General features: G+C 58.1%; 13 protein-coding genes and 1 pseudogene. 7 read left to right on the top strand and 7 right to left on the bottom strand.

Annotated elements, in window-relative coordinates:
• Positions 1-9: 9 nt before the first annotated feature.
• Positions 10-819, bottom strand: coding sequence for an NAD kinase (locus tag EXY20_RS20640; RefSeq protein ID WP_135553997.1), 810 nt, complete (start codon positions 817-819; stop codon positions 10-12).
• Positions 820-920: 101 nt separating this feature from the next.
• Positions 921-2,174, bottom strand: coding sequence for a sporulation integral membrane protein YlbJ (gene ylbJ, locus EXY20_RS20635; protein WP_135553996.1), 1,254 nt, complete (start codon positions 2,172-2,174; stop codon positions 921-923).
• Between the two features lie 302 nt (positions 2,175-2,476).
• On the opposite strand from ylbJ, the gene EXY20_RS20630 reads away from it, so the two are divergent.
• Together EXY20_RS20630 and EXY20_RS20625 are read left to right on the top strand one after the other, a co-directional pair.
• On the top strand, positions 2,477-2,866 hold the full coding sequence (locus EXY20_RS20630; protein ID WP_135553995.1) for a globin domain-containing protein: 390 nt from the start codon (positions 2,477-2,479) through the stop codon (positions 2,864-2,866).
• A 54-nt stretch (positions 2,867-2,920) separates the two neighbouring features.
• Positions 2,921-3,625: a DUF2225 domain-containing protein gene (locus EXY20_RS20625; RefSeq protein WP_135553994.1), complete on the top strand. Its 705-nt coding sequence runs from the start codon at positions 2,921-2,923 to the stop codon at positions 3,623-3,625.
• 855 nt (positions 3,626-4,480) lie between these two features.
• Here EXY20_RS20625 and EXY20_RS20620 read toward each other — a convergent pair.
• Positions 4,481-4,714, bottom strand: coding sequence for a hypothetical protein (locus tag EXY20_RS20620; RefSeq protein WP_135553993.1), 234 nt, complete (start codon positions 4,712-4,714; stop codon positions 4,481-4,483).
• Positions 4,715-4,926: 212 nt separating this feature from the next.
• Positions 4,927-5,073, bottom strand: a pseudogene (locus EXY20_RS39955) (YycC family protein); the annotation flags it as partial.
• 140 nt (positions 5,074-5,213) lie between these two features.
• Here EXY20_RS39955 and EXY20_RS20610 point away from each other — a divergent pair.
• Complete coding sequence (locus EXY20_RS20610) at positions 5,214-7,004, top strand: M3 family oligoendopeptidase (protein WP_135553991.1); 1,791 nt, start codon at positions 5,214-5,216, stop codon at positions 7,002-7,004.
• 90 nt (positions 7,005-7,094) lie between these two features.
• Here EXY20_RS20610 and EXY20_RS20605 read toward each other — a convergent pair whose 3' ends face one another.
• Positions 7,095-8,345: a methyl-accepting chemotaxis protein gene (locus tag EXY20_RS20605; RefSeq protein ID WP_135553990.1), complete on the bottom strand. Its 1,251-nt coding sequence runs from the start codon at positions 8,343-8,345 to the stop codon at positions 7,095-7,097.
• A 270-nt stretch (positions 8,346-8,615) separates the two neighbouring features.
• Between EXY20_RS20605 and EXY20_RS20600 the strand changes: the two genes are divergently transcribed.
• A complete protein-coding gene (locus EXY20_RS20600) occupies positions 8,616-8,840 on the top strand; it encodes a hypothetical protein (protein WP_135553989.1) in 225 nt (74 codons plus the stop codon).
• A 270-nt stretch (positions 8,841-9,110) separates the two neighbouring features.
• Positions 9,111-9,506 (top strand): O-methyltransferase, encoded by a 396-nt coding sequence (locus tag EXY20_RS20595; RefSeq protein ID WP_135553988.1) that lies wholly within the window; start codon positions 9,111-9,113, stop codon positions 9,504-9,506.
• A 164-nt stretch (positions 9,507-9,670) separates the two neighbouring features.
• Here the strand turns inward: EXY20_RS20595 and EXY20_RS20590 are convergent, their stop codons facing one another.
• On the bottom strand, positions 9,671-9,898 hold the full coding sequence (locus tag EXY20_RS20590; RefSeq protein WP_135553987.1) for an alpha/beta-type small acid-soluble spore protein: 228 nt from the start codon (positions 9,896-9,898) through the stop codon (positions 9,671-9,673).
• 156 nt (positions 9,899-10,054) lie between these two features.
• Between EXY20_RS20590 and EXY20_RS20585 the strand changes: the two genes are divergently transcribed.
• On the top strand, positions 10,055-10,546 hold the full coding sequence (locus EXY20_RS20585; RefSeq protein ID WP_235886118.1) for a hypothetical protein: 492 nt from the start codon (positions 10,055-10,057) through the stop codon (positions 10,544-10,546).
• Positions 10,547-10,550: 4 nt separating this feature from the next.
• On the opposite strand, the gene EXY20_RS20580 is transcribed toward EXY20_RS20585, so the two are convergent.
• Positions 10,551-11,504 carry an aldose 1-epimerase gene (locus EXY20_RS20580; RefSeq protein ID WP_135553985.1) on the bottom strand — a complete coding sequence of 318 codons (954 nt, stop codon included), beginning with the start codon at positions 11,502-11,504 and terminating at the stop codon, positions 10,551-10,553.
• Between the two features lie 599 nt (positions 11,505-12,103).
• On the opposite strand from EXY20_RS20580, the gene trpS reads away from it, so the two are divergent.
• Positions 12,104-13,087: a tryptophan--tRNA ligase gene (gene trpS, locus EXY20_RS20575; protein ID WP_135553984.1), complete on the top strand. Its 984-nt coding sequence runs from the start codon at positions 12,104-12,106 to the stop codon at positions 13,085-13,087.
• The last annotated feature ends 267 nt before the right edge of the window (positions 13,088-13,354 follow it).

Here is a 13,354-nt window from a genome sequence, read left to right as displayed (position 1 = left end):
TTGTGCCGGCTACTGCTCGTCAAGATCGATGAACGCCTCGCGGACCCTTCTCCAGAACGGGAACGGCCGGTAGCGGGCAAAAGCGATTTTGCGGCTGGATACTTTGCAGCGGATCGACACGATATCCTCGCGCATTTCGTTGATATGGTCGATCGCCAACAGCAGCCGGTTTTTGCGCTGCGGGATAATGTCGCAATGATGATGCTTCGGCAGCACCATGGACGAGCCCAGCGTGCGGTAGACTCGGTTGTTGATCGACGCGATTTCCGCGATCTGGATCGCTTCCACCGAAGGGTGGAGCAGGGCGCCACCAAGGCTCTTGTTGTACGCCGTGCTGCCGGAAGGCGTCGAAATGACGATGCCGTCGCCGCGGAACATTTCGAAGATGTCGTCGTTGATGTTGAGCTGGACGACAAGCGTTTCCGTGATGCCCTTGATCGTAAATTCGTTCAGCGCCGTATGCTGCTCGGTGCCGAGATCGGTGACGATTTCGATATCGAGCAGCGGATAGTGCACGAGCCGCCGCGTGCTTGTCTCCTCCGGCGCGTGAATCAGCACCATCAGCTGCTCCAGCTCGTGCGGCATCCAGTCGGCGAAAAAACCGAGTCGCCCGGTATGCACCCCGACGAACGCGATGTTGTCGGCTCTGTCCTTGAACATATGAAAGGCGTGCAGCATCGTGCCGTCTCCGCCGATGGAAACGACGAGTTCCGGCGCCACCTCGTCCAGAATCATCCCGAATTGCTGCGCCAGCTTCCGAAACTTGTCCGCGAGCTGAATCGACGTTTCATCCCCGCGATCGACGACAAAAAATTTCAAACCGTAACCCTCCCTGGCCAAATGCCGTATGCTCCCATCATACAACATCGCCTACCGCCAAACAATCGCCTCGGCGGCGGAGATCAAAGTGCTGCCTTGGGTTATTTTGCCCGCGGGAACGGAGGTCGCCGCCATAGCCTGGCCAGCCCCATCGCCAGCGCGGATAACAGCAGCAGCGCCGCCAGCAGGGCGATACCGGCTGCAAGGGCCGGGGGCAGCGCCGCATAACGCGTTAGGACGGAGGAGGAGGCGACGTTGTCGAACCCGATGCCGGCAAATGCGGCTGGAGCATGCAGCAACGGCTCGAGCGGTCCCCAGAGCAGCTTGACGAGTACGGCCGCCAGCACGCCATGCGCAAGGCGCGCCAGCGCGAACGGCCAGTAGCGCAAGTTGGTGCGGTGCAGCAGGCTGGCGATTTGCGCGTGTACGGACAGGCCGGCCCAGGCGAGCACAAAGGAGGCGACGGCCGCCTTGTCCGCGAGCGATGCCGCGCTTCCCGCGCCGCCGGCGGCTTGGGCGCCGAGCGTCACTTCGAAGAAACCGTTCACCACGGCGTCCGACAACGCCTGGGGCAATCCGGCCAGTTGCAGCAGCGTATGGGTCGCCGTTTGCAGCAGGCCGAGCATATGGCTGATGCGGAGCGCTTCCAGCACGACGGCGAAAAAAACGACCAACCCGCCGATGACGAATACGAGCGGGATCGCGCTTTCGATCGATTGGCGCAGCAGCGTGCCGATCGGCCTTCCGTCCGCGAGTCTCGCCCGGTGCATGGCGCGCAGCGCCCGTTTCACGATGCCGGCCCCTTCCGCCGCATGCGTAACGGGCGTCATCGGCGCCTTGCGGCCGTGAAACCGCATGAGCAAGCCGACCGCCGCCGCGGCGCCGAAATGGGCAATGGCCAATACAACGGCGATGCGCGCATCGTGGAAAAAGCCGACCGATACCGCTCCGATCAGGAAGATCGGGTCGGATGTGGTGACGAATGCCACGAGGCGTTCGCCTTCTTCGCGTTTGATAAGGCTTTGGTCCCATAGCTGCGCCGTTAACTTGGCCGCTACCGGATAGCCCGAGGCGAAGCCCATCGTCATGACGAACCCGCCGATGCCGGGAATGCGAAACAAGGGACGCATCAGCGGATCGAGCAGCGTGCCGAACAGGTGCACAATGCCGAAGCCGAGCAGCAGCTCGGAGATGACGAAAAACGGAAACAGTGCCGGGAACAGCACGTCCCACCAAATGGCGACGCCTTTGACCGCTGCCGGAACGGTTTCCGCCGGGTGCAGCAGCAGCATGTACAGGATGACCGCAACGATCGGAGCGGCGATCAGAGGCAAGCGCAAACGAACGGTAGCCATCGTTGTTCCTCCCGCTTGTCGTCAGGTTGGCAACTTTTTGAGGCTTGGCCCTGGTTGTTCCCTAAATATATGTATGCCATCGGGTATACATTCCGGTTCGTCCTGTATCGACATTCGCCGCACGTATGATACAATGGTCACATATGCATCCGGGAGCGTGATGATGGGATGATCGTCTTGTTCGCCCTCTTTGTATGTGCGTACGTCTATGTCATCAAGGAGCACTTGATGAGCGATACGGAAGACGAGTTCGATTATTGACGCTGCCGTTTTCATGATGAAGGTTCAGAAGGAGATCAACGATGTCAGACCGACAAGCGAACACCATATATGAAGCGATCGGCGGCGAAACGGCGCTGCGCCGGCTGGTGGAAGCCTTTTATCCGAAGGTGCAGGCGCATCCGCTGCTTGGACCGATTTTTCCTGCCGATATCCGCCCTGTGATGGAGAAGCAGTTTCTGTTTCTGTCGCAATTTTTCGGCGGACCGCCCTTGTATTCCGACCAATACGGCCATCCGATGATGCGGGCCCGCCATCTGCCTTTTCCGGTAACGCCTAAGCGTGCGGAAGCGTGGCTTGGCTGCATGGCCGAGGCGCTGCGCGAGATCGGCCTGGACGAACCGCTGCGCGAGGTCATGCTGGAGCGGCTGTCCGGACCTGCCCACCACTTCGTGAATACGCCGGACGAATAAGCGTTTGCCCATTGCCCGCTAGCCTATCCCTGTCCAAAATGAGGTGATGCTTCGATGTTGGATCCGTTGTACAAGATCAAAGTGAAATGCACGTATTGCGAAATCGAGTTTCAGACATCGCGTGTCCGGCCGAGCTTCAAGAAGTCGATCGGCTCCGATACCGATTTTTATTTGCAGTACCGGGAAGTGAATCCGGATTATTATGTCGTGCGGGTATGCCCGTTCTGCGGGTTCTCCAGCACGGAGAATTTTTCCGAAAGCTTCACGAAGTCGCAGCGCCTGGCATTCGAGGAACGGGTCAAAAGCAATTGGAACATGCGCGACTACAGCGGGGCGCGCGGCTGGGACGAGGCGATGCAGACGTACAAGCTGGCGCTGGTATGCGCGCAGCTGAAGCAGGAGAAGGACCGGGTCATCGCCGGCATTTTGCATCATATCGCGTGGCTGTATCGCGAGAAGCAGGATGCGGAGCAGGAGCGGCGGTTCCTGCAATATTCGCTTCAGGCGTACACGAAGGTGTATGAAGTGGAAGGCATCGATGTGAACAATGCCCGGCTGATGTATTTGCTTGGCGAGCTCAATCGCCGGCTGGGCTATTATAACGAAGCGGTGAAATGGTTCGCGCGCGTCATCAACGACAAGAAGATCATGGACTCCGGCATGATCCGCGCCAGCCGCGAGATGTGGACGCAGACGCGCGAAGACATGCTCGCCGCACAGATGGACCTGCCGGATGAGATGAAGTCGGGAAAGATTTAGCGGCATACATAGCACAGTGGAAAAAGAAAACGTCCGACCGATTGCGGTCGGACGTCTTTTATTTGCTTGCGCGCGGTGTGGCTGGAGCTTGCGGCAAGGCCGGTTGCCTGCTGCCCGAGAGCTTGCCCTTCGGTATTGCCGCTGCGCGGCGGGGGTGCTCTTCCGATCGCTACTTGTTTTCGGATGGCTGTGAATCATCGTCTGCGGTTGCCATCCGAAAGCCAAATGCGAACGCTACGCTTCTCTAGAGCACCCCCGCCACTCCGCTTCCCACCGCAGCACTTTTCCGCTGTCGCGACTTCGCGCCGCGCGCAGAGGCCACCCGGTGCGCACCAGATCGCGCGCTTCGCCAGAGCCCGCCAGCGGCTCCGTTCCGCGCCGCCGGCAACTCCCCTTGCCGCGACTTCGCGCCGCGCGCAGAGACCACCCAGCGCGCGCCAGATCGCGCGCTTCACCAGAGTCCGCCAGAGGATAGGCGGAGATTCGATATCGAAATAGGCCATGTTTTATTGCCTATTTCACCGAAAATGGCCGGCGAAAAGTAAATAGCCAGTGAAATCACTGGCTATTCGGTAGGAAATCACCGTTTGGGGGCTGTTTCATGACTTGTGGTGTGGTCCGAAGGAATGAGGACAAATGGTTACATGTTTTTATAAAAATGTGAGGCACGGGGGAGCGGAGTGGAGGGTTGGTTCGTAGAAGCGCCAGCGTTCGCTATTTGTTGACGGATTTTCACCGCAGCGCGGTGAGTTCAGAAAAATCCGGCAACAATGAGCGATCGGAGGACCAACCCTTCACTCAGCGGCAATAGCGCCTCGCAAATCTCGTCCCTACGCCGCGCACGAACGCTTCGGATTAACGCCTCACCGGTCGATCGGCCAACAAATAATCGGCGTCGCAGTCGACCAGCGTGATGCTTGCGTGGCAGCAGGGGAACACGAGCAGCTTTTTCCGTCCGTCCCGAATCAGTGGCAATTCGTGGCGCCTGAGCGGGAGCAGCACTCGTTCGGCGCGACAGAATGGGCATTCCAGCACGTACAGATCGCCTGCGACGATCTCGTACGGACATGTGTGCGCGAATGGAATCATGACTCGTTGTCGAAACCGGCCGTTCCCAGTGTCTCCGCCTGGCTCTTCGCAGATGAAGCCTCCGCCTGGCTCTTCGCAGATGACGTTTCCGCCACCTTGCCGTTCGCCGAATCCGTCCCTTTCTCCGTCTGGCCCTTCGCAGATGAGGCCTCGGCCCGTTCTTCCGCCGCATCGCTCCCTACCGTCTCCGCCTGGCCCTTCGCCGATGTCGTAGCGCCGCTCGCCGCCTGGCTCTTCGCCAGCTCGCCCAGCTTCTGCAGCAAAATATGCTGCGGCATGTGCATCAACTGCTCAATCGGCACACGCAGCGATTCGGCAAGCTTGATGGCCGTTTCCGGCGATATTTGCAAAGGTCTCATGGCGATTCATCCTTTCCCGTCCGCTGAAAAAAGCGGCTTCTTCGTGCCTTCATTATACGCGCGAACGGAATTCGGTATCAAGCGTCCATTGTGTTACAATGTACGCAAACCATCCGCATGTGCAAAGGAAGGGATTGTCAATGGTCGAAACGCTCAATCAAACTTGGGACTTGGACGCGATTTTTCCGGGCGGCAGCAGTTCGCCTGCATTCGCCGCATTCCTCGCCCGCATCGAGTCCGATACGGAGAAGTTGTCCTTCGCGCTGGAACAAGCCGAACCGCCGCAATCGGCGGCTGCCGGCGCCGCAACGCTGTCCCCGCTCGTCGCGCTGCTGCAGGACATCCTGGCCAACATCCGCGAAGCGGAATCGTTTACCGGCTGCCTGGCCGCCGAGAACCAGAACGACAAAACCGCCGTCATGCTCGGCGCCAAAGTCAAAACGCTGGCCGCCGCCTACCAATCGGCCTTGACGCGGCTTGACCGCATCCTGTCGCTCATCCCGGATGCCGTCTGGAGCGAGTTGATGGCCGGCGACTGGACGGAGGTCGGCTTTTCGCTGGACGAACGGCGAACTCAGGCCCGGCTCAAGCTGCCGCCCGAGCAGGAGGCGCTGGTGTTCGATTTGGCCGTCGACGGGTACCATGGCTGGAGCGAACTTTACGACACGACAGTCAGCCGCATTCGTTTCCCTTATGAAGAGAACGGCGAAACAAAAATGCTGTCCGCGGGGCAAATGTTCAACAAGCTGGATATGCCGGACCGCGAGCGTCGCAGCGAACTGTTCCGGCAGTGGGAAGCGAAATGGGGCGAAGAAGCCGACTTTTGCGCCGACGCGCTGAACCATCTGGCCGGCTTCCGCCTGGCGTTGTACCGCCGCCGCGGCTGGCAATCGCCGCTGCAGGAGCCGCTTGCGATCAACCGGATGAGCCGGGAGACGCTGGACGTGATGTGGCAAACGGTCGAACGCAACAAACATCACTTCGTCGCATACCTCGAGCGCAAAGCGAAGCTGCTCGGCGTAAGCAAGCCGGCCTGGCACGACATTGACGCACCGATCGGCACAAGCCGCAAAGTGTACAGCTACGACGAAGGCGCCAAGCTGATCGTCGATCAGTTCCGCCGCTTCAGCCCGAAGATGGCCGATTTTGCGGAAATGGCGTTCCGGGACCGATGGATTGAAGCGGAGGATCGCAACGGCAAACGGCCCGGCGGGTTCTGCACGTCGTTCCCGGTAGCCGGGCAGACGCGCATCTTCATGACATACGCCGGTTCGGCATCCAACGTATCGACGCTGGCGCACGAACTGGGCCATGCCTACCACCAGCATGTAATGAATGATTTGCCGCCGCTGTCGCAGGAATACGCGATGAACGTCGCCGAAACCGCGTCCACGCTGGCGGAACTGATCGTCAGCAGCGCCGCGGTGGAGCAGGCGCAAGATCGGGACGAGAAGCTCGCGCTCGTCGAAGACAAAATCCAGCGCGCCGTTGCCTTCTTCATGAACATTCACGCCCGGTTCCTGTTCGAGACGGCGTTTTACGAGGAACGCAAACAAGGACTGGTCGGCATCGAGCGGCTGAACGCGCTCATGACGGACGCGCAGCAGAGGGCTTATCTCGGCGCGCTCGGCGAGTACCATCCGCATTTCTGGGCGGCGAAGCTTCATTTTTACATTACCGATGTGCCGTTCTACAATTTCCCGTATACGTTCGGCTTCCTGTTCAGTGCGGGCATTTACGCCCGGGCGCTGCAGGACGGCGCCGCCTTCGAGGACAAGTACGCCGCGCTGCTTCGCGATACCGGACGCATGCCTGTAGAGGAACTGGCACGCAAGCATCTGGGAGCGGATTTGACGCAGCCGGCGTTCTGGCAAAGCGCGGTCGATCTGTCGATCGCGGATGTGCAGCAGTTTCTGGCGATGACGGAGTAAGCTCAGCGCTGCCTTCCCGCCAACGCCAACAACCAAAAAAGCCCCTTGGCCGTCAAGCCTAGGGGCTTTCGAACGTATGTATTGCGATGCTTACAGCTTGAACACCTGGATGCTGCGCTGCAGCTGAACGACGATTTGCGTCAGTTGCTCCGCTTGCGTCACCATCGCGTCGACGGACGCAATCTGCTCGTTCATCGAAGCGGATACTTCTTCGGTGCCGGCAGCCGACTGTTCGGTGATGGCCGAAATATTCTCCATCGTGGCGGAAATCGTTTGCGCGTGCCCGAGCATCTGATCGCTTTCCTTGGCGAAGCTTGAGATGCTTTCGGTGATGAACTGGATGCTTTGCACGATTTCGCTGAAAATCGCCGCCGTTTCATGAATCAGCGTCGTTTGCGTGCGCACGACTTCTTCGTTCGTGGCGATGTTGACCAGCGCTTCCTTGATGCCTTGTTCGATGGTGCGGACGAGGCCGAATACTTCCTTCGTGGAAGCGGTCGACTCTTCGGCCAGCTTGCGCACTTCCTGCGCGACGACGGCAAAGCCTCGTCCGTGTTCGCCGGCCCGGGCCGCTTCGATCGAAGCGTTCAGCGACAGCAGGTTCGTCTGCTCGGCAATTTCGGAAATCGACTTCGTAATGCGGGAAATGCCGCTCGCCTGCTTGGCCAGCATGTCGATCGCCGACGATACCATGCGCGTCGCTTCAACGTTGCGCTGCATGCCTTCATTTTGCGTTTCGACCGCGGTCCGTCCTTTGCCGACGAGTTTGACCATTTGTTGCGAGCGGTCGTTCATTTCTTTGGTGGAGTAGGCGTAGGAAGTGACCTTCGTTTCGATGTCCTTGATCGCGACCGAAATATGGGCGACTTCTTCGGAAATTTGATTGGCGCCTTCGGCCAGTTCGCCGGCCGACGTCGTCACTTGGCTGAGCACGTCTTTCAGGTTTTTATTTTGCAGGTAGCTGTCGCGGCTGGAATCGGCGACCGTGCGGGAAATGTTCGACGTTTCGTTCAAAATTTCCTTGAGCCGGTCGATCATCCGATTGAACGAATGTCCGAGCTCGCCGAGCGCATCGTCGGTTGTGATGCGCACCTTTTGCGAAAAATCGCCTCTGGAAATGCCGAGCGCCACCCGCGACAAATTGTCGATCGGGTCGGTCAGCATGCCGGAAATCCAGTTCGTAAACGGATAGGTGAGGCCCAGCAGGACGACAACTATGAGAGCGCTTACGACAATGTTCAGGCTGGAAGCGATAAGAAACAGAATCGACAATAGCCCGATCGGGACGTAGCACCCTACAAGCAGCTTCCGTTTAAACGACAGCGAGGACAACCAACCCATGAGGTTCGACACTCCTTTAATAATTTGGCAAATATTGTACCGCTCCATTATAGCATTTCCCTAACTTTCGGTCTACGGAAATAGTGCCAAGGTTCCTTGAGACGTTTTTTTCGTCATTTTACAATATGTATAAGGGCATACCCTGCCAAAATTTGTTCCTGGCGCGAAAACTATGTCATATGCCGCAGTCGGCAGTCCGTCCGGATGATCGGCACATTCGACGCATCTCGCGAAGCGGGGCGGGAATGACTCAGGAATGGGGAATGAACGATGTCAATTTCCAATTGCAAACAATGCCACCGGCTTTATATTCGGCAGCAATCCTTCTATTGCGACTCGTGCCGGCAAACGCAGGACCGCCATTTCATGGAGGTGCGGCAGTTTTTGCGGACCAATCCGAACAGCACGGTGCTCGATATTCACCAACAGACCGGCATTCCGATCGCCAAACTGCTGGAGATGCGCAAGGACGATTTTGTCCCGTTTCGCCGGTAAGGTGCGGTTGAATCGAAGAGCGAAGAATGGAAGGACGCCCTCCCGCATGCATGCAGCCGGAGGGTGTTTTTGGCGTGGGAGGAACGCCATACGACCGCGTCAACCGTGGTTGCACCGCCTGGAAGGAGCTTTCGGCAAAGTTATTCGTAAATAGTTGAAATATTTTGAAAAAAGATGTTGAATTTTGGATAATAGTAATGATATCATGTGACACAAGGCTCATATATATGACATAATATTCTATTCGTACCTATGAAAGGAGGGGCATTAGTGATTTTGGAACAACTGCCGCTATCCAAGCAAGTGGAGATCGTCTTTCATACGATCCGGGAAGAATTACTGCACATGACCTCGGGCATTGTGTTTCTGCATGTGCGCAACAATGTGGTGGGGAAATTCGGCATTCGGCATTTCCCGCTTGAGAACAAGGGCGGCGTTGTGAAAATTTCGGAGAACGGGTTGACGGATACGATGCAGGCGACGTTCCGGCAGCTCGCGACGGAATTGCTGAAGCACAAGAAAAGCTGGACCCACGGCGAAATTGCGTTTGAGTTCGCGCTCCGCAATCAGACCTTGTGCGCGAGCGTCATTTTCGAATCGCACTACAATATGGCCAATGTGATGATGAGCCCTTCGCAACGGCGTCACTTGAAGGAATTGCTGTAACGGCACTTATGTCATTCCTATTCGATTTGTCCGATTCGCAAAGTCTCCGCCCGGTCGTTTTTGGCCGCCAGCGGGGGCTTTGTTTTTTTGCATGAGGACCGCAAACACGGCAAAGAGGCGACCGGGTCGTCGCCTCTGCAAATCGATGTACGGCTTGTCGTTCATTATCTGGTAAATTGCCCTGCCAGTTGTTGCTCGGCGATTTGCACCAAACGACGGGTAATATGTCCCCCAATCGCACCGGTGTCACGAGTTGCCATGAACCCGTAGTAGCCGTCTTGCGGAATTTGGATGCCGAGCTCTTGCGCCACTTCGTATTTCATCTGATCGAGAGCGGCGTTTGCTTGAGGCACGACCAGGGTGTTGCTGGAGCGGCTTTGTCCTTGTGCCATATGTTATCACCTCCATGAAGGTAGTATGATCCAATCTCTCCAAAATACGCGAGTTGGCAATTGGTAATTTTGGCCAATCTTTGTTGCGGCTGCAATGCTTGCCTTTGCCGCCGACAGCGGCATACAATTAAAAAAATGGCTGGGGGGATGAGGCGTTTGTTTCAACTGCAATACGAAAAATGGCGGCTCGACCCGCAGCTGCAAATCGTCCAGGCCGATGTGACGGTAACGATCGACGGGGAAATCGTGCTCGAGGAATCGATCTGCGTCGACGTGGGAATGCCTGCGATGTTGTACAGCCGCACGCACGATACGACGCCGTCGCGCCAGGCGGCTCCCGAGGAGTGGCGGCGGGCGCCTTTCTGGGTTTGCGGTTGCGGCGATCCGGCTTGCCGGCAGCTGTTTTCGCTTGCCGTCCGGCATCGGACGAACGGTGAGGGAGAGGAGCCGATGGTGGAATTGGCGGAAGTGGAGGAGCGCGAAGGAGAAGAGCCGCGGGAGACGGCACGGTACCGTGTTCCCGCGGCTCAGTATGCAGCCGAAGTGACAAAAGTCGGCAGCGCATTCGCCCGTTTCGTCGCCGGACGGGATTACCGGCCGCTGCTGGCGAATACGGAAGCGATAGTGCGCGATATGCTGGAGGAGTAGCGCCCTATGCCCGTTCGATGTCGAGCGCAACTTCCAATTGCAGCGCGTCTCCCGGCTCTACGGCACGAAGACCGGTAATTTCCGGAGCTTCGTCCACATTCGGCGCGTTCGTCACCCAGGTGTACGGCTCCAGGCAAATGAACTGATCGGCAGTGCCCATCGTAAAAATGACCCAGTGCTTGTACTCGTCCGAGACGCGGTACGAAAGTTTGCAGCCCGGTTTCACCAGATCGGCCTGTTTCGCGCCGTTGCCGATATAGAAGACGGCATCGAGATTGACGCCTTTCAGCGCCAGCCCTTCCGGGCGGTTCAAGCCCGCAAAGTCGCCGAGCGGCAAACGGCGGCCGGTCGGCATCAGCTCGTCGTCGAGCTCCCAGATCGATTCGACGGGCAGGCGAAGCGACCATTGCTCCGGCTCGCCGTCCAGCATGAACCACGTATGCAAGCCGAAGCCGAGCGGGGCCGCCGTGTTGCCGAGATTGCGAATGGCTACGTGCTGCACCAGCGAATCGGGGGTAAGCGTATACGTCATCGCAATTTCCAGCTCGTGCGGGTATTGCCGCATGATGTCGGCATAATCGGCCGTCCGCAAGACGGAAACGAGCGTACAGACGCCATCTTCTTCGGTGAAGCGGGTCACCTGCCAGGCATGGTTGCGCAGGAAGCCGTGAATGTGATGGCCGTTCGGCGTGTTGATGTCGAACTGATAGGTTTGCCCGCGGTACGCAAAGGCGCCATGACGCAGCCGATTCGGCGGCAGCATGAGCGGCGTGCCGTAATGCCCGGGGGTTTGCCGCAGCGTCTCCGGGCTGTCCGGCACGCGCAGAATCTCGCGTTCTGCCGCCCCGTCGTACAGCCGATACAAATTGTTGCCCAGCGACGGGCACAACGATGCGGTGAGCGAGCCGCTTGTCATCGTATAGACGGGAATGCCTTGCCATTGTTCTTGCTTGATCATGGGAATATCATGTCCTTTCGAATGAGGGTGCAGACAATACAACCATTGTAGCGAATTTGGGCGCCAATACTCAACTGTGATTTGCCCTCGCGAAAATGGTGGACACGGGTAAAATACTGCGGATTGACGCTGCTGTCGGAGTGACAGCTATTGTTTGCGGCCGATTCCTGTGCGCGCAGTTGACATCTCCGGCCGCTTGAGTATAATAGAACCAACCTCACATCACCAAACTATGGTCAGGGAAGAGTAACGGGCAGTCGTTTCTGCAGAGAGCCGGTGGTTGCTGCAAACCGGTGAAACGCGCTTCGCGAATGGGCCCTGATGCAGGAAAACGAACGGCCGGAAGCACGATCGTGTCCAAAGCGACGCTGCTGCCGACTCGCGCGTATTCCCGTCGATCGTCTGTTGCGCGCGCAGCGGTCAGTTAGGATCGGTTTCTCCCCGTTACCGGAGACAGAAGGCTGAATCGTTTTCTTCCCGCTTGCAAGCAAGCGCCGGACGGACGTCGGCGAATAAGGGTGGCACCACGGTCTCTCGTCCCTTGCGGAGAGAGGCCTTTTTTGCGTTCAAATTCAAGCATTCGAGGAGGAGTTCGTCCCATGAAAAAAGTATTGTCCGGCATTCAGCCGAGCGGCCAGTTGACCCTCGGCAACTACATCGGCGCCATGCGCAACTTCGTCAAGCTGCAGCACACGCATCGCTGCTTCTTTATGGTCGTCGACATGCACGCGGTTACGGTGCCGCAGGAGCCGGCGGCGCTGCGCGAGCAGTCCGAAGCGGTAGCGGCGCTGTTCATCGCGGCCGGCATCGATCCGGCGAAGTCGAGCGTGTTCATGCAATCGCACGTGTCGGCCCATGCCGAGCTCGGCTGGTTGATGACGACGCTCTCCTATATGGGCGAGCTCGAGCGGATGACGCAGTTCAAGGACAAGTCGGCCGGCAAGGAATCGGTCGGTACCGGCCTGTTTACGTATCCGGCGCTGATGGCCGCCGACATTCTGCTCTACAATGCCGACCAGGTGCCGGTCGGCGACGATCAGAAGCAGCATCTCGAGCTGACGCGCGATCTGGCGCACCGGTTCAACACGCGCTTCGGCGAGCTGTTTACGATTCCGGAGCCGTATATTCCGGAAGTGGGCGCCCGCATCATGTCGCTGGACGACGCATCGAAGAAGATGAGCAAGAGCAACCCGAATCCGGGCAGCTACATTGCGCTGCTCGATCCGCCGGACGTGATCCGCAAGAAGCTGAGCCGCGCCGTCACCGACTCGGGCCGGGAAGTGAAATACGATCCGAAGAACAAGCCGGAAATCAGCAACCTGATTTCGATTTATACGCATTGCTCGGATATTAGTGTGGCGGAGATCGAAGCCAAATACGAAGGGCAAGGCTACGGAGCGTTCAAGAAGGACGTGGCCGAAGCGGTTGTCGCCACGCTGGAGCCGCTGCAGCAGCGGTACCGCGACATTCGCGAGAGCGGCGAAATCGGCAATTTCCTGCGCAAAGGCGCTGCTGAAGCGGCCGAAGCGGCGGCGCCGACGCTGCGAGAAGCGAAGCGATTGATGGGCTTCCTGCTGCCGTAGGCGGCAGGGGCTGCGGGCGAGCGCAGATCGAGGCGAAATCGAAATAAGCCATTTTTTACGGCCTATTCCGCCGAAAATGGGTAGTCGACGCAAAATAGCCAGTGATTTCACTGGCTATTCGCGGCAAACGGCCCGGTTTCGCCCCCTTCGGCCGAAATAACCAGTGTTTTCACTGGCTATTTCCCGCGAGGCTTGCAAAATGGAGCCAATAAGCCATTTTTTATGGCCTATTTCGTCGGCTGTGCTTGTCGGCGCAACGAAAAAGGG

This window comes from Paenibacillus cymbidii (genome assembly GCF_004764705.1).
Classification (GTDB): Bacteria; Bacillota; Bacilli; order Paenibacillales; family NBRC-103111; genus Paenibacillus_AN; species Paenibacillus_AN cymbidii.
Note: the sequence above shows the minus strand (reverse complement) of the source record. Positions and strands in the feature narration are given on the sequence as shown.